Genomic DNA, 21990 nt, shown 5'->3' on the forward strand with positions numbered 1-21990 from the left:
TTAAGAGAGAACAAGTAAAGAAAGGAGTTAATATCCTTATTCAAACTTCTAATATAGATTTATGACTAAGTAGCAACAATATGCGGTTACTTTATAAACTTCAGACGGTTGTTTTCTGTCATTGATTTGAAATTCGATTATGGGTAACAAAAATTGGTGCTCGTACTTTAAGTTAATCTTGTCTAGAGCTATGCCCAAAGGTGAAAATATTTAAAAACGCAAGTATTATCAATCAACATTAATAAATATTAGAGAGCTAGGTGATGAACGGTAGTCGTTGGGTCAGTAACTTTGAAAATCATGCGTTTAGGCAGATCTGGAACCAGATTTTGGCGTATGTAGATGAAGAGCCAGAAGCATTTGACAAAACAATTGCTGCAGATGTTCAAGAGATAGCGAGATTGGTGAAAGCCGTTACTTATTTAAATGAGTTACTTGATGGATGTGACCCAGAGCTAATTCCTCTATCAACTTGGGGTAATTTTGGAACTCAGTGTCAAGAGTGTTGGAACCAAATCAATACTTACAAAAGTAATAAGAACATTGGTCACATTAGAAACGCAAATAATAATCTCGATAACCTTCTTTCATATCTACGTCCATATATGCAAGTTAAGGGGAATCAAGCCAAATCAATGAGTGCCTCTCTAAATGCTTATCAGAAATCTATAGATAACCAACTAGAACAATATCTAAAGAAACTATCTGAGTTGAATACTGAGATCAACTCTATAAAGAAAGAGGTAGAAGAATCACTTACGATAACAAATTCCGCAAAAAATAGGATCTCAGAATATGAGGACGAACTATTTGAGGGTGAAGGTAATCTTCGAGATCAAATTAACTCGCTGACTCAACATCTAGAATCTACCAAAGAAGATTTCGATTCATATAAAGAGGAATTGCTTGAAGAGCATGGTGGTGAAAATTCAATAGAAGCAAGTATTACCAAAGCTTTAGAGAACGCTAAAAAAGATCGAAAATCGATTAATGAAGATTTGGTAGAAGTCCGTAAAGAAACAGAGTTTCTCTACGATGTATATAAAAAGGTGCATGGAGTAGAAGACGAAAATGGAGAGGTGACTGGAGGATTGCTAAGTGAGATCACCGATAGGCAAACTAAGCTGGACGTATTTAGAGATAAGCATGAGCAAAGATATAAAGCCTTAAATGAACAAATAGAAAAATTATTACCTGGGGCAGCCAGTGCTGGTTTAGCTAGTGCGTATCATGACTTAAAAATAGGTTGCAAAGGCCCGATAAAGACTTACAGTCTGCTGTTTTATGTAAGCATGGTAGCTCTTATCTCGGCTGGTTTTTTGTTGCTAACCAAAGAGTTATCTTTTTCACCATTCACAATATCCTTTATGGAAAGCTCGACTGATTGGGTCAGTATTTCTAAAAGTTTGATACGTAAATTACCTGTAATAGTTCCTATCGTTTGGTTTGCACTATTTGTATCTAAACGAAGAAATGAGTTTAGCCGTTTACATGAAGAGTACGCTCATAAGGAAGCATTGGCTAAATCATATCAAGGATTTAAGCAGCAAATTGAAGAGCTATCTGATAATGATGACAAGCTATTAAAAGAACTACTGTCTGAAGCAATTAAAGCAATATCATTTAATGCGTCCACGACTCTTGATAAGAAACATGATGAAGGAACCCCAGCCAAAAGTTTGGTTGATTCGATCTTGAAACTAAAAGATATGGGAGTGCTTAAATAGCGACTAGAAACCTTAAAACCAGAGACTCTTGTAGTTGCTTAGAAAAAACGAAGATGAATAGCCGGCATTTTCTATGCGGGCTATCAGCTGCTTTATTTCCTAGGACAAATGGCACTCTATTTATCCCATATCATTCTCTCATTCGTTATTTTGCTGGAAATGTAAGACGAGTTTTAGGTTATATCTTGCTCACTCTCAATATGCAACAGTACGGATTCAGTGAGGTTGGCTTGCTTTGCTAACGATGCGAGTACGGCTTACTAAACGATTTGAAGCGCGATAGAAGAGATAGAAGAAATAGAAAAGAGGCTGTAGTGATGCCTACATCTTCAGAAGGAATGTAAAACCACCAGCATTGTGCTGGTGGTTTTTGGGTTACTCGCTGGCGCTGAGTATTTTATTCAGCTCTTGGCGTTCAGCATCGGTCATTTCTGTTTTATTGAGGAACGGCATATCGCCACTGACGACAGCGCGAGCAATAATGCGGGATTTCCAACGTTCTACATCTTGCCATGTATCGAATACTGCGCCACTTGGTGCCACTTTAAACACATCATCTGTAGGTGTTGAACTGTGGCACTGGCCACAGCGAGCTTCAATAATGCCTAACGCTGAGTGCTGCTGTTCTGTGAGTTGAGGTGCAGCTTCTACGGAAGCAGTCGCCACTGTTTCCGTTATCGCAGACTCAGAACCTTGCGCCGCAACCACTTTTGGCGCGTGTAGCTGTGATGTCGCTTGCCAACTAATGGCAACTGCCAGTGCAAACATAGCGCCAGCCCCAACATACATAACGCTCGGTTTTGACTGACCAGAGTGCTTGAGGTTGAAGTAATGGCGAATGTAAGCACTGATAAGCATAATCAAAAGCCCAATTAACCAGCTTTGTGCGTGCTGGTAAATCATCGGATAGTGGTTACTGATCATCAAAAAGATGATAGGCAGCGTGAAGTAGTTGTTGTGGATTGAACGGCGTTTGCCTTCTAAGCCCGGGGCTGGGTCTACAGGTTCACCGGCGGCCACTTGTTTTACCATTTTGCGTTGACCTGGGATGATCTTATGGAAAACGTTGTTCACCATTATCGAACCGATCAGCGCTCCCATGTGAATGAAAGCTCCACGGCCACTGAACATATGGGCGAAAGCATAGAAGAATAGCGCGCTGAATAGCACTAACACTGCAATAAACAGCGGTGTTGAACGGTTCAATGGAGAACGCATTAATCCTTCGTACACAACCACGCCAAGGAAGATAGTTCCTATTCCTAAACTCACAGCTTGAAGCGTGCTCAGTTCCATAACACGAGGGTCAATAAGGTAAGCTTGCGCGTTGAAGTAGTACATCCAAATTAACAACGCAGTGCCTGTCAGCCAAGTGGAGTAGGCTTCCCATTTAAACCAGTGCAGCTTTTCAGGCATTTGTTCTGGGCCAACTTGGTATTTGGCGACTTCATAGAAGCCACCACCGTGGATCGCCCAAAGATCGCCTTTGATTCCTTTGTCCTGTTTCCACTTTGGCGGCGTTTCTAAAGAGTTATCTAACCAAGTGAAATAGAAACTTGCGCCAATCCATGCAACACCGCAGATTACATGGAACCATTTGATAAATAACGCAATCCATTCGTAGAGTTGTGGCCACATAACATCACATCCTTTTGATAAACTAAATTTCCATGAACATAGGTTTTCTCGATCACTCGCTCGTCACCCAGTGTGACCAAAGCGAAAAGTTGCTCTGACAATTCCTGACAACGCAAAATGCGCTGTTTGAGCATCGGAAATGCTGTGAGATCGAGTTCTACGAAATCGGCTTCGGTGCCGATATTAAAATTGCCGATGAGGTGGTCGAGCCCCATGGCTGCCGCAGCTCCCTGAGTGCAGAGATAGAGAGATTCAAACGCATCTAAGCTCACGCCTTGTAACTGACATACTTTATAAGCATCACTTTGGTTACGCAGCAGACTCAAACTGGTGCCAGCACCGACATCACTGGCGATAGCGATTGGAATTCCAGCCTCTTTTGCTTTTTGATAGTCAAACAGACCACTACCTAAAAACAGATTCGATGAAGGGCAGAAGGCAATAGAAGCGCCGTTTGCCGCCAAAGACTTAAACTCACGGTCATTGAGATGCAGAGCATGCCCAAACAGAGCGCGGTCGCGCACAAGGTTGTAGCGCTCATACACAGCTAGGTAATCGTCGTCTTCAGGGAAAAGATCTTTTACCCACGCCATTTCACCGTGGTTTTCACTCAAATGGGTCTGAATGAAAGTGTCCGGATGTTCTTTGGCAAGTTGCCCGGTTTTAGCTAGTTGCTCTGGTGTGCTGGTTGGCGCAAAGCGAGGGGTAATCGCGTACAGTGCACGCCCATTTTTGTGCCAGCGTTCAATCAGCTCTTTGCTGTCACGATAGCCGGATTCCGGCGTATCTTGCAGCTCGTCAGGACAGAAACGATCCATCATGATTTTGCCGCAAATCATCCGCGCATCATGTCGTTGCGCTGCGCTAAAAAACGCGTTAACCGACTGCGGATGAACGGTGGCAAACACGCTGGCTGTGGTTGTGCCATGAGCAAAAAGTTGCTTGATGAAGAACTCTGCCTGAGCATTGCAGTAGTCTTGATTCGCGAACATTAGCTCTGTCGGAAAAGTATATGTGTTTAACCAATCCAACAGTTGCTTACCATAGCTGGCAATCATCTCTATTTGAGGGAAGTGCACATGAGCATCAATCATCCCCGGAATAAGCAGCCCGTGATGCTGAGTCACATGTCCTTGAATCAACAACGCTTTATTAGCTGAGATTGAAAAGAACGCTTTGGCATCTCCTACATGGGTAATTCGTCCATTTTCCACCACGAGCACGCCGTCATTCCAATACTGATAGTTCTCAGACGGTGACGATGTCACTTTTGGAAAGTGGAGTAAGCTTCCTCTATGTACCTTTAACGTCATACTAACTACCTCGATAGCTGGAATATGAGTAAGGCGAGAGAAGTAGAGGTATGTGGTAGTTTCTGTCGTCGCTCACGGTGAAATGCACATCGATCATTGGGAAGAAAGACGCTCCGAATTGTTCTTCACAGTAAGGCTGAACGAGAAAGCGCAAAGTAAAGTTATGTTTATCAAGCGTAATGCCTTCAAAAACGGCACGACCATCTTCGTTTGTGGTTTCCTCAGCAAGGCAATCGAAACTGCCCAAGCGATAAAGTTTTACAACGATATTTGCAGCGGGATGCCCGTTAGCGGTGTCCAGTACATGGCAACTGAGTTTGTTCATAAATAAGCTTCCATTCTTATCTGACTGATTTTTTGTTGTTCTATTGCGGCTTGTTGCAACTCTTGTTCTCGAGTGCGGTTAATGCGCGCTTTTAACATGCTGAGCATTTCATCTGCGCTTTTGTTTGTAGCGCATACGATGAAGATAAAACCGAATTTCTCAACGTATTCTTTGTTAAGTAACAGCAACTGCTGTAACGTTTCATCGGAAGCATCTTTTACGCCGCCTTGTTCTTTTTCACTTAACGATTTTCCCTGCGCGTATTTCTTTTGCAGTGTAGAGATATCACCAATCATCGGGTGACCAGCGAACGCCTCCAGCCAATCTTGTTCTTCAAGTTCTACAAACGCTTCCTCTGCCGCGTTTTTGAGCTCTGAAGGGCTACTAAAAGGCATTTTGTCTTTCACCAACGATACCCATTTCTGACTGGTGCAGATTTTGTTCAGTGCTTGATCGTCGAGTTCCAAGCTCGTTCGTACTGCTGTCATTGCTTTTCTTCCTTTAAAACCTTACGAGCTTCATTTGCCTGCTTCCATTGCACTTCTTCGTTGTTGCTTTCACGGTTAATGGTGTTGGCTTCTTGTTCATTGAATAAACCAATCAGTTGAGCCGCCACTGAAACAGCAACCTGCATTGGCAATTTGCCTTTCACATCCGGATGACCAATCGGGCAGGTTAGGTTATGAATGAGATCTGCATCGGTGAGCTGTTCTTTCAAACGGAATTCAAAGCGCTGCTTTTTACCTTGTGAGCCGATAAGGCCGACAAACGCGAAGCGGTTTTCTTCCAGTGCCAAACGCGTAATTTCAAAGTCGAGCCCATGATCTTGAGTCATCACAATGACATACGCGTTGTTAGGTAGTTGGCCCAACGCTTCAATTGGATTTTCCAGCAGTTCAACCTTGATACCTTTGTCCTGTAGAGGCGCAAGCCATTCGTGGCGGCTATCAACCACTGTCAATTGACAAGGCAACTCATTTAACACTGTGGTTAATGCTTGGCATACGTGCCCAGCGCCAAAGATAACTACCTGAGGTGTCCGAGTATGGAAATATTCGAACATCACCTGAACCGCGCCGCCGCAACATTGACCGAGATCCGCCGAAAGGGAGAAACGTTCAATGGCGACTTGGCTTTGATGAGAAGCTAATCCTTCACGAGCCTGAGCGATAACTTGAAACTCAAGGTTGCCACCACCCAGCGTGTCGAACTGGCACGCTTGAGTAATCACCATTTTTGCACCGCTTGATCTCGGTACCGAGCCAACGTAAGCAACCACAGTTGCGATGCAATAAGCTTCACCTTGCTGTTCAAGCATCTGGCACGCTTTCAGCCAGTGCATGCTTGGGTTGTTGAGTAGTCCTTTCTTATTGAACTGATCAACATTGAACTGCTCAAAACCTTGAGGATTATGGTGTGACGGCATCTTCGGTCTCCTTCACAACATGGTGTTCAAGCCATTGAAGCTGCTCTTCACACGCTCTCAAAATGGTTTCGCCGGTAGCAGGAGCATGCAACTGCGGCGCATGTTTGTGACCACTGATAGAAGCCACTGCATCATAGGTTGCACACCAAACGCTGATTGCATGCATAAAAGGCGGTTCGCCCACCGCTTTCGAGCGATAAATGCTGTGTTCTGGGTTAGCTTTTTCATACAAATCAATGTGCATCTGTTTTGGATAGTCACCAATGGTCGGGATCTTGTAGTTCATCGGGCTGTTACTGAGAAGTCGGCCGTCTTCATGCCACACAAGCTCTTCGGTGGTTAGCCATCCTAATCCTTGCACAAACGCGCCTTCAATCTGACCTCGGTCGATGGCTGGGTTTAAGCTGTTGCCCACATCGTGCAGAATATCAACGCGATCAACACGCATCTCTCCGGTTAGTGTGTCGATGGTAACTTCTGAACAGGACGCGCCTAATGAGAAGTAGAAGAAAGGATGTCCAGTCGCGGTTTTTCTGTCATAACCAATTTTTGGTGTTTGGTAAAAGCCAGTTGCAGAAAGAGATACTCGTGCCATATAAGCTTTTTGTACCAACTGAGCCCAAGTGACGGTTTCATTCACACCCACAAGCTCACCGTTAACGATATCGACGTCTTCAACCTTGTAGTGGTTACGTGCAAATTCCAGCAGGCGCTGTTTAATCTCTAATGCTGCTATGTGCGCTGCCATGCCGTTTAAATCGGCACCAGAAGATGCTGCGGTTGGCGAGGTGTTGGGCACTTTGTCGGTACGGGTAGAGGTAACCAGCACCTTGTCTAAGCTCACGCCAAAAGTTTGTGCCACGATTTGTGCAATCTTGGTATGCAGACCTTGACCCATTTCGGTACCGCCATGAGAAACCTGCATAGTGCCGTCTGTGTAGACGTGGATAAGTGCACTGGCCTGATTGAGGTGCGTTGCGGTAAACGAAATACCGAATTTAATCGGTGTTAACGACAAGCCTTTTTTCAATACTGAATGGCTTTTGTTCCATTGGTTTATTTGTTCACGACGAGCACGATAGTCACTGCTTTGTTCAAGCTGCTTCATGATTTCAAGCATCGCGTCGTATTGATCGACCTGCATGCCATAAGGAGTGACATTTTTACCTGCGCGGTAGAGGTTTTTAAGGCGAATATCGAGCGGGTCTTGTCTGACGGTTAGCGCCAACTCTTCCATCGCTTTTTCGATCACGATCATCCCTTGAGGACCACCGAATCCACGATAAGCTGTATGAGAAACCATGTCTGTTTTAAGGCGATTACCTTCAATGCATGCTTTACCAAGGAAATAAGCGTTGTCAGCATGGAACATTGCGCGATCGACAATCGCATCAGACAAATCAGGGGAGTGACCACAAATACCGTTCACTTGGATATCAGCCGCGATGATTTCACCTTGTTTGTTCGCCGCGATTTGGTAGCGGTTGTAGAACGGGTGACGCTTGCCCGTTGCCGTCATATCAATACCGCGAGGCAGACGCATTTTAACGGCTCGTTTTGTGTGATAAGCCCCTAATGAGGCCAAACATGCCCACTGCGCCGCTTGGCTTTCTTTACCACCAAAGCCACCACCCATGCGTCGCATATCAACGGTGACTCGGTTGAAATCAACATGCAGAACTTCAGCAATCAGTTTCTGAATTTCAGAAGGGTTTTGAGTTGATGAACGTACAAATATGCCGCCATCTTCGGTGATTTCTGCAAGGCTCACTTGTCCTTCCAGATAAAAATGCTCTTGACCGCCAACGTGCATATCGCTGTCTATGGCGATATCCGCATTATCAAACACGCTCTGTTCAATGTGTCTGCCCATTTGGTGCGAAGGAAGCAGCTCACCGGCGTTTTCGTGGCTTAGCACAACTTCTTCTTGTTGGTATTCAACAGAAGCTAAACGTGCGGCTTTCCATGCTTGGTCGTGAGTGGTTGCCAATACTAGCGCGATAGGCTGACCGAAATAACGAATTTCATTGTCCAAAGCCAGCAGTGGATCGCCTTTGAAAATAGTACCAATGTCTTTTTCACCGGGAATCGCATCCGCAGTAAAAACCTTAACCACACCTTCGGCATTCTCAACAGAAGAAAGATCCAAGTTAATAATTTTGCCTTTGGCAATGGATGAGATGACAACCGCTGCATGAAGGCAGTTTCTCGGAGTTACATAATCATCAACAAATAGGGCTTCGCCGCTCACTTGTTTATCGGCACTTTCATGTTTGTGGGGTTTGCCTACAACACCAGTTGCCGATTGTTGAGCAGGTGTTTGTGTATCAACAGTAGTTTGTTTATCAACAGAAGTTAATTTACGCATGTTGCACCAACCTTGTTTCAACTTGCTGTGATTCTAGGTAAAAGCGTTGCAGCAGGTTTTGTACCAGCTTTACGCGATACTCCGCAGAGCCGCGAACGTCACTTAACGGATGAATCACCTGAGTAACCTTTTGACGTGCTTTGTTCACGATAGGTTGGGTGAGTGAATGACCGACAAAGACTTCTTCCAGTTCAAATAAACGTACAGATTTAGCGGCCACACCGCCTGCTGAAATAATGCAGCTCTTAACGCGTTTGTCTGAACCGATTGTCATGTTGATGGCCAGAGTCACGGTAGCAATGTCGTCCTCGTAACGCTTACTGACTTTGTAGATCGCATGAAGCTGGTTTGGTGCTAAACGCGGTAGGTGAATCGCACTGATCCACTGATTCGGTTTAATTAAGGTTTCGCGATAGCCAGTGATGTAATCTTCTGGTGCATAAAGGGTTTTGTTTACGCCATCATCCAGTTCAATTTTGCCCTGAAGGCTCATCAGCAGTGGTGCAATATCACCGATAGGCGAGGCGTGACCAAGGCTTCCGCCCAGTGTTGCTCGGTGTCGAATGGTTAAACTTCCTAAACGTTCTATAACTTCATCCGTTGTTGGGAAGTGTTTCTTCATAAATTCATGAACAATGTTCATCGGTACCGCAGCGCCGACACGCCAGCCTGCAGTGGTTTCGCTAATACCAAGCAGGTCATCAACGTGCGAAATATCAATCAGTTCGGGAATAGATTTCAGTTGTTGCGTGACTTCCAGAGACAAATCAGTACCGCCAGCAATCAATTTTGCATTCGGATGTTCAGCACGTGCTTTTGCCAGCGCTTGACGAGTGGTTGGTTTAATATACTGAGCACTTTCTAACGGCTGAACAGATTTCATCCATGCTTTAACGCTTTCGATTTCAGCGCTGAGTGGATCTTCAATATCAGTGGTTGCAATGGTGTTGGCGGCTTCAATCAGCGGACCGTAACCGGTACAACGGCATAAGTTACCTGCTAAGAAATCGGCAGGGTGTTGTGGTTTTTCGGTTTGTTTGGAAAGTGCGTACAACGACATGACAAAACCCGGTGTGCAGAAGCCACATTGTGTACCGTGTTTATCTACCACTATTTGTTGAACAGGGTGGAGTTGGTTGCCCTGTTTCAGGTGTTCTACCGTAATGATCTGTTTGCCATGCAGTGAGTGAATTGGCGTAATGCAGGCGTTTATTTGGCGATAATTGACGTTATCACCCTCTAAGCTGACTAAAACGACAGTACAAGCTCCGCAGTCGCCGCTTGCGCATCCTTCTTTAGAGCCCGTCATCTGCTTTTGTTCGCGCAGGTAGTTCAGCAGCATGGTATCTGCTTTGGCAGACGCCACTTTGACGACCTCGCTATTAATCATTAGCTCTAACATAACTTCCTCTCTCCCTTTCTAATTGTAGCTTTAGCCTTACTTTCTGCGCTTCCTTGCTTCAATGAGTACGGGTTTTTGTTATTAAACTTGTCCAACTGGTCAACTATTTGGTTAAAAAAAGACTCGTCTGCTGTGAGCTAGCAGACGAGTCGCGACGTGATTAATTAGGAATTTTTGCGTCGATACCTTCAACGTACCAGTTCACTGCTGCTAGCTCTTTGTCTGTCAAAGAGTGACCTGCCGGTATAACTTCCTTGCCTTGGTTGTCTTTCATAGGCCCAGTAAATGGAACGATTTCGCCTGAAATGATCTTCGCTTCTGTGTCAGAAATCGCAGTCTTAATCTCTTCAGGAAGGCTAGGGTTGATAGCAACAATTTGTAGCAACTCATCTTTTAGGCCACCCCAGTAGTCTTCTGGTTTCCAATTACCGTCCATAACCGCTTGCACAGTTTTGATGTAGTGTGGTGCCCAATGGTCACGTACTGAGAACATGTGAGCTTTAGGTGCGAAGTGGCTCATATCAGAGGCTTGACCAATAGCCATCATGCCGCGTTTTTCTGCTGCAATCAGTGGTGCTGGGCTGTCAGTGTGTTGAAGAATAATGTCTGCGCCTTGATCCATAAGTGCATTCGCAGCATCCGATTCTTTACCTGGATCGTACCAAGTGTTCACCCAAACGATTTTTAGTTTGATATCTGGGTTTACGCTTTTCGCGCCAAGATAAACGGCGTTGATATCACGAATAACTTCAGGGATTGGGAACGTTGCAATGTAGCCAAGCGTGTTTGATTTTGTTGCCATACCCGCTGCAACACCAGATACATAACGACCTTCGTAAGTACGAAGTACGTAAGTACCTAGGTTTTTATCCATTTTGTAACCCGTCGCGTGTTCAAACGTTACTTTAGGGAAGCGTTTAGCTGCTTTCGCTGTTGGGTTCATAAAGCCGAATGACGTTGTGAAGATAACTTCATTGCCTGACTTAGCGAGCTGAGTGATAACACGTTCAGCATCCGCGCCTTCTGGTACGTTTTCCACGAATGTAGTTTGCACTTTGCCGTTGAAGTGTTTTTCCATTTCCAGACGGCCTTGGTCGTGCTCATAGCTCCAACCGTGATCGCCCACAGGACCCACGTATACAAAACCGACTTTCATCGGATCTTCCGCAAGGGTAGAAGTTGAAAACACTGCAGACACTGAAAGTGCTGCAACCGTCATCCACTGATTTATTTTCATGAAATTCTCCATTTCAAAGATATCGCTATTTTAAGATAGCTATTTGGTTGTCCATTTTTGCTCGCAAAAGTGTGTTGATAGGGAGTTGCTTGCAAAAAATTCGTGATACGAGATTGTTAGCAAAAAGTTGACCAACTGGTCGTGTTTTGAATAATTATTTTCGAATGGGCTTGTAAGCATTGTGCACAAAGGGGTTAGATATATTGTATACAGTCAGTATAGACACTGATGGGAAATTAACTTTAAGTGGATGTTTTACAATGGTGCTTACATGTATACAAAATGCACCATTTTGATGCGCAAGTGTGGACTGAAAAGCTTGGGGAAATACAGCTAAATAGAGAAGCCTTTTCGAATAAATGCAGCGATATAGCAAACAGAAAGCCCGCAAAAGCGGGCTGATTTGTATCTGTTGTTATTGACGTTTAGGATCGAACGGTTTGCCTAAACTCATTGGCGTTGCCAGTTTCTGACGCAACTCATTCGAGCTCAGTAACACCATGACAACGACCGTTGCTACATAAGGGGTCATCGCGAGCAGGTTAGGAGAGATGTCGATTCCTGCTCCCTGCATCATCAAATGCATGATGGAAGTAAAACCGAATAAGTATGCACCCAGCACCAGATAACCAATGCGCCACGAAGCAAACACAACCAGTGCTAACGCGATCCATCCGCGACCCGCTGTCATGTTTTCCATCCACATCGGTGTATACGATAACGACATGTAAGCTCCCGCAAGACCTGCTAATGCTCCGCCAAGCAATGTGACCATGTAACGAACTTTAATCACTTTAATACCTAATGCGTTCGCCGAGTGCGGGTTTTCACCCACAGCGCGAATAACAAGACCAATACGTGTTTTGTGCAGCGTCCACCAAGCTGTGCCGACAAGAATAAAACTCGCGTACACCAAGATGTCATGGTTAAACAGCAACGGACCAAAGAATGGAATATCACTTAGTAAGGGAATCGCGATTGGCTTAAACCCTTGAATGGTGCTACCGACTAAGCTTCCGCCTAAGAACGCACTAAGCCCTGTTCCAAAGATGGTCAGTGCTAAACCTGTAGCCACCTGATTTGAGCTAAGTGTTAGCGTTAATACGCCAAATAACCAAGCCATCATCATACCTGCGAACATGGCAACCAAGACGCCGACGAGCAAGCTGCCCGAGACCATAGCGCCAGCAAAACCAGCCATTGCACCCATCAGCATCATGCCTTCCTGACCAAGGTTAAGTACCCCAGTCTTCTCACAAATTAACTCGCCCAAAGCGATGATAAGCAAAGGGGTACCTGTTTTTAGTGCCGCGATAAACAGCGACTGAATTAGCATTGCATCCATTATGCGGCTCCTTTCTCATTAACCAGTGAACTAGCGGTTTTCTTGCTTAAAGAACGATTCGGAACGAATCGATAGTAGATTAAAAAATCACACGCTAATAAGAAGAAGAGCAAAGTGCCTTGGAACAAACCAGTGACGGCTGTTGGCAGGTTAAGTTCAATCTGTGCAAGGTCACTTCCCATGTAAAGGGCACCCATAAACAGGGCAGCGATAATCACGCCTATTGGATTCAAACGGCCAAGATAAGCGACAATAATCGCAGCATAGCCATAACCGGGTGACACCGAAGGAACAAGCTGACCAATTGGGCCCATCACTTCTGCCGCGCCGGCAAGTCCTGCCATTGCACCCGCGAATAACATCACGCCCCAGACCAATTTGTTTTCTGAAAAACCTGCGTATTTTGCGGCTGCACGCTCTGAACCCATGACTCGCAACTTAAAACCGGGCAATGTTTTGAACAGCATTAATCCTGCTGCTATTGCGACGATCACTGCAATCACAATTGACATGGTTGCTCGTCCAGATTCCGTCAGAGGTGACATCATGACCGCATCGACAAACATGGACGATTCAGGAAAACCAAAGCCTGAAGGATCACGCAACGGGCCATGCACCGCCCAAAGCAGAATATACAAGCCAATGTAGTTAAGCATGATGGTGGTAAGAATAATGTTGGTGTGAAAACGGCGGTTTAGCCAAGTGGGAATACCTGCCCATAATGCACCCGCGATAACACCAGCACCAACGGTAAGCAGGAAGGTACCAAAGCCTGAATCGTCAGTAGCAGTTACCGCTACCGCGCTGCTGGCTACTGCACCGATTAAGAGTTGGCCTTCAGCGCCGATGTTCCACATGTTTGCGCGGTAACACAGTGCCAAACCAATCGCACATAACATCAGAGGTGCGGATTTGACCAGCAGCTCGCCTAAGTTGTAGCTGTCAGAAAATGGCATGATGACAAACACTTGAAAGGCTTTGAGCGGATCAACATCTAACCAGACAAACATCAGACTGGAGACAACCATAGTGAGTGCTACTGCGATGAATGGAGAAAGCCAAGACATCAGCTTAGAGCTTTCTAAACGAGGTTGAACCTTAAGCATTTGCGACCTCCACATGAGAAACGAAACCACCGGCTATCCATTCCCCAATTTGATCGATAGAGGTATTGCTGGTTTTGACTGCATCTGACACTTGGCCTTCATAAATTGCGGCTAGGCGGTCACACAAAATAAACAGTTCGTCGATATCTTCAGAGACAACAAGAACCGCTGTGCCAGCATCGCGCAATGCGATTAGCTGACGATGAATTGCACTCGCAGCGCCGATGTCTACGCCCCATGTTGGATGCGCACAAATAATAACTTTGGGTTGCTGAGCGACTTCACGTCCCATAATAAACTTCTGTAAATTACCGCCTGAAAGGCTCTTAGCTTGAGAGTTTTCATTGCGGCATTTCACTTGGTTGTTGCTGATAAGCTGCTTGGCAAGTTGTTTGAGCTTAGGAAAATTAATGACACCACGAGAGCTTAGTGCACGAGAGTGAGTGAGCAGGGTATTTTCTTCCAAACTCATTTCGGGAACGGCTCCCTGACCAAGGCGGTTTGCCGGTACATAGGCAAGACCAAGCTCGCGTCGTTTACCTGCGTCCCAATCACCAATGTTGATCTCCTGCCACTGAATGCTGTCAGCGTTGCTACGCGTGTCTTCACCACTGAGGACCGCAAGCAAATCTTCCTGACCGTTACCAGCAACACCTGCGAGACCGAAAATTTCGCCAGCGCGAAGTCGCAGATTTACTTTCTCTAGGCCACAACCGAAAGGGTGAGAAGGAGAGAGTGTCAGATTGTTTGTTTGCAGAATGACATCGCTGGTTTCTGTTTTTGGGTAGCTTTCCGATAGCTGGGTTTCATCACCCACCATCATTCGTGCAATCGAGTTTGGTGTCTCTTGGCTCGGGTCACATTCACCCGTAACTTTTCCGCCACGCAAAATCACTGCGCGATGGCATAAAGAGGTGACTTCCTTAAGCTTGTGGCTGATGAACAAAATGGCGCAACCTTCGCTCGAAAGTTGGTTAAGCACTTCAAACAAGCCTTCGATTTCTTGAGGCGCAAGCACGGATGTAGGCTCATCGAGGATTAAAAGTTTAACGTCCTGAATCAAACAACGAAGTATTTCAACACGCTGCCTCTCTCCGATACTCAGACTGTGTACATATCTGTCTGGATCTACATGCAGTTTGTATTGTTCACTTTTGGCGATGATAAGTTTGCGTAAATCCGAAACTGAGTTGAGAAATTCCTTATCCAAACCCAGTTGAATGTTTTCCAGTACGGTGAGTGTTTCAAAAACGGAAAAGTGCTGAAACACCATGCCGATACCCATCGCTCTTGCTTGGTTTGGCGAGTTGATCGTGACTTCGTGGTTATTCCACATAATAGCGCCTTCACTTGGGCTATTAACGCCATATATCATTTTTACTAGCGTTGATTTTCCTGCGCCGTTTTCCCCTAGCAGAGCAAGGATCTCTCCTTGATGGAGTTTTAAATTTACTTTGTCATTGGCCACGACGCCGGGGAAGAACTTACTGATGTTCCACAGCTCGAGTAGTGGTGTGTCCATGTTGAGCAGATTCCTTTCCAATTATTTTTATGGCTATTTTGGTTTAATTATTTGTTCTTCTATTGAATTTATAAAAGCCAAATGCAAAAACCTGACCAAGTGTTCAACATCAACAAGCGTAAGGCTTCGCATTGAGAACTCTCATTTGCTTCGCTTTATATTGGTGCAGAGTGTTGAAAATGGTGCAAAAAATAGATACTTGACAACAACAGGCTATCCATTGATTACTTTAAATATAAGCCTAAATCGAAAGGAGTTCTTTTGGATACTGAACTTGCGCATCACAAGCGTTCTATTTCTGGAGAAATACGCAGGCGTAACGAAACGCTAATCCTGCAAGCGGCGGCTGATGAATTTGTAAAACATGGATATAAAGGAACGTCGGTTCAAGCGATAGCGGACAGAATCAACTTACCCAAAGCGAACATTCTGTACTACTTCAAGTCGAAAGCAGGGCTTTATAAAGCTCTGCTGAGAGACATTTTAAATTTATGGAATGAAGGTTTTTCAGAAGACGCTGCCAATATGTCGCCAGAGGCGGTTTTAAGGATTTATATTGTTGGCAAAATGCGCTATAGCCGTACACATCCGCAGGAATCGAAGATCTTTGCTCAGGAGATCATTCAAGGAGCGCCGAATATTCGAGATGAAATCCAGTTCCCAGTGGTGGAGTGGACCGCGGGTAAATCATCAGTAATTCAGACATGGGTGGATAAAGGATTGATTCGGCCAGTCGAGCCTTTGTATCTGCTGTTTTTGATTTGGAGTTCAACCCAATTCTATGCAGATTTTGATACTGAGATTCAGTTGATCAAAGGATCGTCTATGTCAGAAAGTGAATTTGAAGACGCAGAAAATTTCTTGGTCAACATTATCATCCGCGGTATCGCGCTAACAACATCATAAGGAAGTGAGGGAAACTTGAGTCAGCCAATGTTTGAAATACCTATCTTTGGTATTGGAATAGCAGGAAATTTTGCAGGACATCTGCAACAAACAGGTGAAGAAAAGGGTTTACAGGGAAGCGTTGATACACAAAGCCCACAGGCGTTATTTCCGTTTTATGTCGCTGGTGCTAGTGATGCTTATCTGAACGTGAATCCGTACTCATTTGACGTTCTCATGTTACCTACTGATCCCTCTGCGAAAGTGCAAATGGAGCCTGAGATTGCTCTGATTGCCAAGGTACAATATTTGGGGATGTCAGTGCTTGGTTTTGAAGCTGAAGGGATGACCTTGTTTAATGATGCAACTCACCGCAACGCTGTGGTAGATAAGTTGGCTCAGAAGAAGAACTGGGGCGCCGCGTCTAAAGGTATTGCAAGTAAAGTCATTCCACTTGCAGACTTCAGCAAAAATTCTGACTTGGATAAGTATCGCTTTTGCAGCTTTCTTGGCAGAAATGAACAGTGGAACCTGTGCTGTAATGATGTTTCATTGGGTGATTACAGCTACAGTTACGAGCAGTTAATCGCGTGGCTAGTCAGTCAGAGCAATGGACAGAAAAACGAAGGTGCTTTGCATTCTATTCAAGAGTTATTAGGTCAGGCGGGTTATCCCGAACGTATTTTGATCTCTCTTGGTTCTTCTCGCTACACACCATTTGGTGAATGCCATCAACTTGGTGCAAAAGACAAAGTTTGCGCGGTGTTATATGACTCTACACGTATTGATCTTGATGAGATTCAGTCGTTTGTTGAACGCGGAGAAGTGCATAAGTTGAAACGTAATCACGTGGTGCTGTGGCAAGAGTGCCAATAAAGTAGTTCACTTGGTCAAAGTGAATATTTAGAACGGCTTATCTGATGCAGGTAAGCCGCTTTTCTATGAGGGTTAAATGCTCGTTTTAGAAAACGCATTAGCGTTTTTGTTGAGATACATAGCGTGGTCAGCTTTAGTGATCAGCGTTTCAATATCGATGTTTTTATCGTTATAAATCGCGTAACCAATACTTAAGCTTGGCTTGATTTCTTTGTTGTTGTGGAAAAATGATTCACTTTCGATTTTGTTTTTAATCGATTGGGTAACGCTGTTGACCTTCTCTGGAAGGTAGATGTTGTTCAAAATAACAAGGAACTCATCACCACCAATTCTTGCTACTGTATCTGTACTGCGAACATTTTCTTGGAGCTTTATGCTGATGAATTGCAAGAATCTATCGCCTACATCATGACCATAATTGTCGTTTACTAACTTAAAGTCGTTAACATCAACGCTTAACAGGGTAAAAAAGCTATTGCCCTCTTTTTTGGTGGACATTTTCTTGAGCAATTTCTTAATGTAACGTCGGTTTGGAAGATGAGTTAACTCATCCTGCATCGCAGCTTTATGAATGGTTTTATAGTTCTTATAAATTAAGAAAAATAACGCATAGATAAGACTCACCGAGATAAGGGCCATTGATAAAATTGTTCTTTCAATGAATGTCAGATGAGCACTGTCACTGAGTTTATATTTAGCCGCTAATTGCCAACGTCCATAAGGTAAATTGATGAAATGCTGAATGTCTGGGTTATCAAAGATTTCGATATCACCATAGAGCACTTTTGGGGTGTTTGTGATGTTTCTAATTGCAACTTCAGCATCAAAAATGTCGTAAATACCGCTGTACGTCATTAACTTGTTGTAATCAATAACCACACTTACGGTGCCCCAATAGGCTTTGTTGTATGGGAAATCTGAATAAATCGGATAGCGAGCAATCAGGCCTTGTCCACCTTGTACTAGATTGACTGGACCATCGATATAAATGTGTTGTTTTTGCTTTGCTAATTGGATGGCTTTGTACTGTTCAGGTATACGTGATAGGTCAACACCTAACGCTGACTCGTTACCTTCGAGTGGATAGATATAGGTAATGATATTGTTCGGTGAAGCGGTCACATTTCGTACGTGTTGAGATTTGCTCAGAAGCTGGCTTGCGACAACATCCCATTTTTTAAATGCGGCATCCGGATCAATGGTGATTAAGGTTGCCAAACTATCAGCAAGAAAAGTATCCATAAAAATGGACGCTTCAAAGTTGGAACGCACAAGAGAGATGTTGTTTGCAACAACCATTTCCACTTTTTTCGACTCCAAACTGACATAATGATTTTTTATCGCTATTGAAATTGGAGTGGCAATCGCAAAAAAAGCAATGGAAATTAGGGCAAAAATGAAATCTGTTTTCTTGTTATATGACACGTAGTTATGTATCCAGAGTATTGAAAAGCTGTGTAACTTATCTTCTAGGCATACGTCTTCGAAACGAAAACTACCAATTAGCAAAATATATTTTTGGCTACAAATATATTTATAGTTCTATTTATATAAATGCATCAATTGATGGCTAAAAAATATTTTTGCTGTGAATGAAATATACAGTTTGAGCAAATATTTGTGAAGTAACTCGTAAAAAAATTGTGGATTACCTTAGCTTCTTATAAGCATCAGGATTCGTAATTTAGATAGAACAACCGAGATTGTTTTTGGCATTTTTATAACGGTTCAAGAACAGAAAATCTGTATTGTTATTGTTTTTAAATGATATCCGACCAGTTCATTCGTGAGATTTGCAACTATAACAGTATCTTCTCATAGACTTTTTTCATTAGGCGTGGTGATATCTAGTGAGTAAAGTATTATTAAATTCGATGTAATTAACGTTACTAGACAAGGAAGTAAAACGTTAAATGATCTCTCCCCAATATTCTTCTACCCGTCGCTTTATTATTTTCATTATTTTGGGAGTGCTTGCGCCTGTCTTTGCTTGGGCAAAAGCGAGCCTTATGACGCCCAACTCACTCTCTGATTACTACGTTGATACTTGGACATCTACAGAAGGTTTACCTCATAACAGCATTAATGCGATTGCTCAAACTCAGGATGGGTATCTTTGGTTTGCTACATGGGAAGGTGTTGCAAGATACAACGGTTTAGAGTTTAGACTTTTCGACCGTGGTCCCATCACACATATGCTAGATTCGGGTACCCGCGCCTTGGTTTCCGACCAAAACAATTCGTTATGGGTGGGAGGTGCGAGAGGAAGCTTAAGTTTCAGAACGGGCTTTACTTGGCATTCTCAGCCAGCGGCTCCGAGCATGGTCAACCATGTACTGATTGATCACTCTGGCAATCAATGGCTGGCGATAGAAGGACAGGGCGTTGTACGCAGGCAAAAAAATGCGGACGGATCCTATGGAGAAAGTGTCTGGATACTAGAAAATATCGGCGCTTACAGACTGATCAAAAACAGTGCGAATGAGGTATTTGCTGGTACTGAAAAAGGCTTGTACCAGCTTTCTGAGCATTCCTCTGCGAGAATTGAAACTACCCAGTTTGATAAAGTTTACTACCTTTCTCTATCCCACAATGGCGATCTTCTTTTAGGTACAAACCGTGGAGCATGGCGCTATGATGGAAAAGAGTTATCCCTGATTGACCCGAGAATAAATAACACGGTTGTGACGGTTGTCGAGCAGGATTCGGCTGGAAACATCTGGTTGGGTACCATCAACAAAGGATTAGCACGTTTAACGGAAAATACTCTTGAGTTTTTGGATGCCAGTAAAGGCTTACCGAATAATCGTGTGCTTTCTTGGTATCAGGATATTGAAAGTAGCATCTGGGTTGGGACTAACGGAGGTTTGATTCGCCTTCGTAATGCGCCTTTTATGTCTATTACTCAAGATAAAGGCTTAGTTGGCAATTATGTTCGCACGGTTTTGTCTATTGACGATGAGACGCTTTTAGTGGGTACAAGTAATGGCTTAAGTATTATCAATCAGAGCTGTCCAGAACCTGCTTTAAATGATGATATTTCCTTATCGGTATTGAGCTTGGCCAACGCGTCAGATGGTGGTGCTTGGGTGGGTACTTATCAAAATGGCTTGATGAAATGGAATAACGGGTCGATTGAACCGATTCTAACCGATAAAGAAGGTTTGCCGACTAACGAAGTTCGAGCGATTTTAGAAGACAGTCAACACAATCTTTGGATAGGAACTCCGTTTGGTGTCATGAAGAAGCAGCCTGACGGAACAATGCAACACTTTACTCAGCAAAATGGCCTTAGTGACGATTATGTCATGGCACTGGCTGAAGATGAGTTGGGGCATATTTGGGTTGGTACCGGAGTGGGCGTTGGCTATTGGGATAACGACAAGTTCAAAAATTTGGAGTTAGACCAATTAGAACAGGCTCAATATGCTTTTGGATTCTATATTGAACCCGGATATGTGTGGATTGCGACAGACAGGGGTATCGTCCGCTATCGTTTGTCTGACCAATCTTCTGCGCTTGTTGGGCGTCCTCAGGGATTGCCAATCGATAAGTTTTTCCAGATTCAAAAGGATGACGATGGCTACTTCTGGCTGTCGAGTAATCGCGGTATCTGGAAGATCAATGCCGACAGAGCTCATGATGTCGCCGACGGAAAAGAATCAAGCATTGTGTTTGAGCACTTTGATGAAACTGACGGTATGGCAAGTAGCCAAGCGAATGGCGGTTCGAACCCTGCTTCTGCAAAACTCAGCAGTGGTTCAATTTATATCGCAACAGCGAAAGGTGTGGCATCTATTCATCCCAATAAACTTCATACTTTAAGCAGTAATCCACTGCCTCTTGTATTGCAGTCTGTTCGTTTTGATTCGAATTACATTAACCCAGAAGCAATGCCTATAGTGCCTGCCGGAACGAGCAGAGTATCCATTAACTATGTTGGATTGGGTTATGTGATGTCTGAACGAATAGAGTATCGTACCAAGTTGGAAGGATTTGATAACACATGGTCTGAACGCAGAAATACTCGCAGCGCAGAGTTCACTAATTTACGTCCCGGTCACTACAAGTTTCTGGTTAGCGCCCGTTATCCTTATGGTAATTGGACTGAAGCCAAAGTGCTTTATGAGTTTGATGTCGAACCTCTATTTTGGCAGAGAAAAGAAGTCATCGTTTTTATCATTCTTTCGTTACTGGCGCTGATTGGTTCCGGCGTTTTCTGGCGCATTCAGAGCTTGAAGCGAAGTGAGCTGCGCTTGAAGCAACAAGTCGCTCTTCAAACGCACGAGTTACGCTCTCAGGCGACCATGTTTGAAAAGTTGTCTCATGAAGATGAATTAACAGGTTTAGCCAACCGAAGAGCATTTGACTCAAAGCTTAAAGAGCTATTCGATAAGGCGAGAGAAAGTGGAGAGGTATTGCAACTGGCGGTACTGGATATCGACCACTTTAAACGTATTAATGACAAATATTCACATTTAGTAGGTGATCACGCCATTGTGGAAGTGGTCGATATTCTGAAACGTCATATTGAGTCGGATACATTGCTGGCCAGATGGGGCGGAGAAGAGTTTACTCTTTTGTTTGTCAGTGATACTCATCAATCAGACGACTATTTAGAACGTTTACGTTCGGCAATAGAAGCACACAACTTTGACGATGTAGCTTCGCAGTTAAAGATCACTGTGAGTATTGGTGTTTCAAGTAGTGAATATCTTTCAGATTACGAAGACCTGCTGAAACTCGCAGACCATGCACTACTGAAGGCAAAACGTAATGGCCGAAATAGAGTTGAAAGAATAAGCGTTTAAAGAAATAAA

16 protein-coding genes are annotated in these 21990 nt (G+C 44.0%); 4 read left to right on the forward strand and 12 right to left on the reverse strand.

What is annotated here, in order from left to right; genetic code table 11:
• Positions 1-263 precede the first annotated feature (263 nt).
• The gene (locus tag P4S58_RS06535; protein ID WP_337163263.1) at positions 264-1727 is read left to right on the forward strand and encodes a hypothetical protein; all 1464 of its coding nucleotides are present in this window, start codon (positions 264-266) and stop codon (positions 1725-1727) included.
• Between the two features lie 375 nt (positions 1728-2102).
• On the opposite strand, the gene P4S58_RS06540 is transcribed toward P4S58_RS06535, so the two are convergent.
• From P4S58_RS06540 to P4S58_RS06590, 11 genes are all read right to left on the reverse strand, one after another.
• Complete coding sequence (locus P4S58_RS06540; protein WP_337163264.1) at positions 2103-3365, reverse strand: urate hydroxylase PuuD; 1263 nt, start codon at positions 3363-3365, stop codon at positions 2103-2105.
• Positions 3311-4678, reverse strand: a complete 1368-nt coding sequence (gene guaD, locus P4S58_RS06545; protein WP_337163266.1) for a guanine deaminase — start codon at positions 4676-4678, stop codon at positions 3311-3313. The genes P4S58_RS06540 and guaD overlap by 55 nt, the downstream gene beginning before the upstream one ends.
• A 1-nt stretch (position 4679) precedes the next feature.
• Positions 4680-5003 carry a hydroxyisourate hydrolase gene (uraH, locus tag P4S58_RS06550; protein WP_042482607.1) on the reverse strand — a complete coding sequence of 108 codons (324 nt, stop codon included), beginning with the start codon at positions 5001-5003 and terminating at the stop codon, positions 4680-4682.
• Entirely contained in the window at positions 5000-5491 is a 492-nt protein-coding gene (uraD, locus tag P4S58_RS06555) for a 2-oxo-4-hydroxy-4-carboxy-5-ureidoimidazoline decarboxylase (RefSeq protein ID WP_337163268.1), read from the reverse strand. Before uraD ends, uraH begins: the two co-directional genes overlap by 4 nt.
• Positions 5488-6429: a xanthine dehydrogenase accessory protein XdhC gene (xdhC, locus tag P4S58_RS06560; RefSeq protein ID WP_337163269.1), complete on the reverse strand. Its 942-nt coding sequence runs from the start codon at positions 6427-6429 to the stop codon at positions 5488-5490. Before xdhC ends, uraD begins: the two co-directional genes overlap by 4 nt.
• Positions 6413-8797 (reverse strand): xanthine dehydrogenase molybdopterin binding subunit, encoded by a 2385-nt coding sequence (gene xdhB / locus P4S58_RS06565; RefSeq protein ID WP_337163271.1) that lies wholly within the window; start codon positions 8795-8797, stop codon positions 6413-6415. The genes xdhC and xdhB overlap by 17 nt, the downstream gene beginning before the upstream one ends.
• Positions 8790-10199, reverse strand: coding sequence for a xanthine dehydrogenase small subunit (gene xdhA / locus P4S58_RS06570; RefSeq protein ID WP_337163273.1), 1410 nt, complete (start codon positions 10197-10199; stop codon positions 8790-8792). Before xdhA ends, xdhB begins: the two co-directional genes overlap by 8 nt.
• 160 nt (positions 10200-10359) lie before the next feature.
• Positions 10360-11436: a BMP family ABC transporter substrate-binding protein gene (locus P4S58_RS06575; protein ID WP_102964317.1), complete on the reverse strand. Its 1077-nt coding sequence runs from the start codon at positions 11434-11436 to the stop codon at positions 10360-10362.
• Positions 11437-11851: 415 nt separating this feature from the next.
• Positions 11852-12781, reverse strand: coding sequence for an ABC transporter permease (locus P4S58_RS06580; RefSeq protein WP_102942098.1), 930 nt, complete (start codon positions 12779-12781; stop codon positions 11852-11854).
• Positions 12781-13887, reverse strand: a complete 1107-nt coding sequence (locus P4S58_RS06585) for an ABC transporter permease (protein ID WP_102955044.1) — start codon at positions 13885-13887, stop codon at positions 12781-12783. The genes P4S58_RS06580 and P4S58_RS06585 overlap by 1 nt, the downstream gene beginning before the upstream one ends.
• A complete protein-coding gene (locus P4S58_RS06590; RefSeq protein ID WP_337163277.1) occupies positions 13880-15409 on the reverse strand; it encodes an ABC transporter ATP-binding protein in 1530 nt (509 codons plus the stop codon). The genes P4S58_RS06585 and P4S58_RS06590 overlap by 8 nt, the downstream gene beginning before the upstream one ends.
• Positions 15410-15670: 261 nt before the next feature.
• Between P4S58_RS06590 and P4S58_RS06595 the strand changes: the two genes are divergently transcribed.
• On the forward strand, positions 15671-16315 hold the full coding sequence (locus P4S58_RS06595) for a TetR family transcriptional regulator C-terminal domain-containing protein (RefSeq protein WP_337163279.1): 645 nt from the start codon (positions 15671-15673) through the stop codon (positions 16313-16315).
• Positions 16316-16342: 27 nt separating this feature from the next.
• Positions 16343-17170, forward strand: a complete 828-nt coding sequence (locus P4S58_RS06600; protein ID WP_337163281.1) for a DUF5718 family protein — start codon at positions 16343-16345, stop codon at positions 17168-17170.
• A gap of 72 nt (positions 17171-17242) precedes the next feature.
• Here P4S58_RS06600 and P4S58_RS06605 read toward each other — a convergent pair whose 3' ends face one another.
• Positions 17243-18469, reverse strand: coding sequence for a sensor domain-containing diguanylate cyclase (locus P4S58_RS06605; protein ID WP_258006724.1), 1227 nt, complete (start codon positions 18467-18469; stop codon positions 17243-17245).
• Between the two features lie 614 nt (positions 18470-19083).
• Between P4S58_RS06605 and P4S58_RS06610 the strand changes: the two genes are divergently transcribed.
• Positions 19084-21981 carry a ligand-binding sensor domain-containing protein gene (locus P4S58_RS06610; protein ID WP_337163282.1) on the forward strand — a complete coding sequence of 966 codons (2898 nt, stop codon included), beginning with the start codon at positions 19084-19086 and terminating at the stop codon, positions 21979-21981.
• The last annotated feature ends 9 nt before the right edge of the window (positions 21982-21990 follow it).

The organism is Vibrio sp. Hal054 (genome assembly GCF_037162405.1).
Taxonomy (GTDB): Bacteria; Pseudomonadota; Gammaproteobacteria; order Enterobacterales; family Vibrionaceae; genus Vibrio; species Vibrio diazotrophicus.

Coding starts and splice junctions, on each gene's coding strand:
- guaD (WP_337163266.1), bottom strand. CDS start 4,678: ATGACGTTAAAGGTACATAGAGGAAGCTTACTCCACTTTCCAAAAGTG.
- P4S58_RS06580 (WP_102942098.1), bottom strand. CDS start 12,781: ATGGATGCAATGCTAATTCAGTCGCTGTTTATCGCGGCACTAAAAACA.
- P4S58_RS06610 (WP_337163282.1), top strand. CDS start 19,084: ATGATCTCTCCCCAATATTCTTCTACCCGTCGCTTTATTATTTTCATT.
- P4S58_RS06535 (WP_337163263.1), top strand. CDS start 264: ATGAACGGTAGTCGTTGGGTCAGTAACTTTGAAAATCATGCGTTTAGG.
- P4S58_RS06575 (WP_102964317.1), bottom strand. CDS start 11,436: ATGAAAATAAATCAGTGGATGACGGTTGCAGCACTTTCAGTGTCTGCA.
- xdhB (WP_337163271.1), bottom strand. CDS start 8,797: ATGCGTAAATTAACTTCTGTTGATAAACAAACTACTGTTGATACACAA.
- P4S58_RS06600 (WP_337163281.1), top strand. CDS start 16,343: ATGTTTGAAATACCTATCTTTGGTATTGGAATAGCAGGAAATTTTGCA.
- P4S58_RS06540 (WP_337163264.1), bottom strand. CDS start 3,365: ATGTGGCCACAACTCTACGAATGGATTGCGTTATTTATCAAATGGTTC.
- xdhC (WP_337163269.1), bottom strand. CDS start 6,429: ATGCCGTCACACCATAATCCTCAAGGTTTTGAGCAGTTCAATGTTGAT.
- xdhA (WP_337163273.1), bottom strand. CDS start 10,199: ATGTTAGAGCTAATGATTAATAGCGAGGTCGTCAAAGTGGCGTCTGCC.
- uraD (WP_337163268.1), bottom strand. CDS start 5,491: ATGACAGCAGTACGAACGAGCTTGGAACTCGACGATCAAGCACTGAAC.
- uraH (WP_042482607.1), bottom strand. CDS start 5,003: ATGAACAAACTCAGTTGCCATGTACTGGACACCGCTAACGGGCATCCC.
- P4S58_RS06590 (WP_337163277.1), bottom strand. CDS start 15,409: ATGGACACACCACTACTCGAGCTGTGGAACATCAGTAAGTTCTTCCCC.
- P4S58_RS06605 (WP_258006724.1), bottom strand. CDS start 18,469: ATGGTTGTTGCAAACAACATCTCTCTTGTGCGTTCCAACTTTGAAGCG.
- P4S58_RS06585 (WP_102955044.1), bottom strand. CDS start 13,887: ATGCTTAAGGTTCAACCTCGTTTAGAAAGCTCTAAGCTGATGTCTTGG.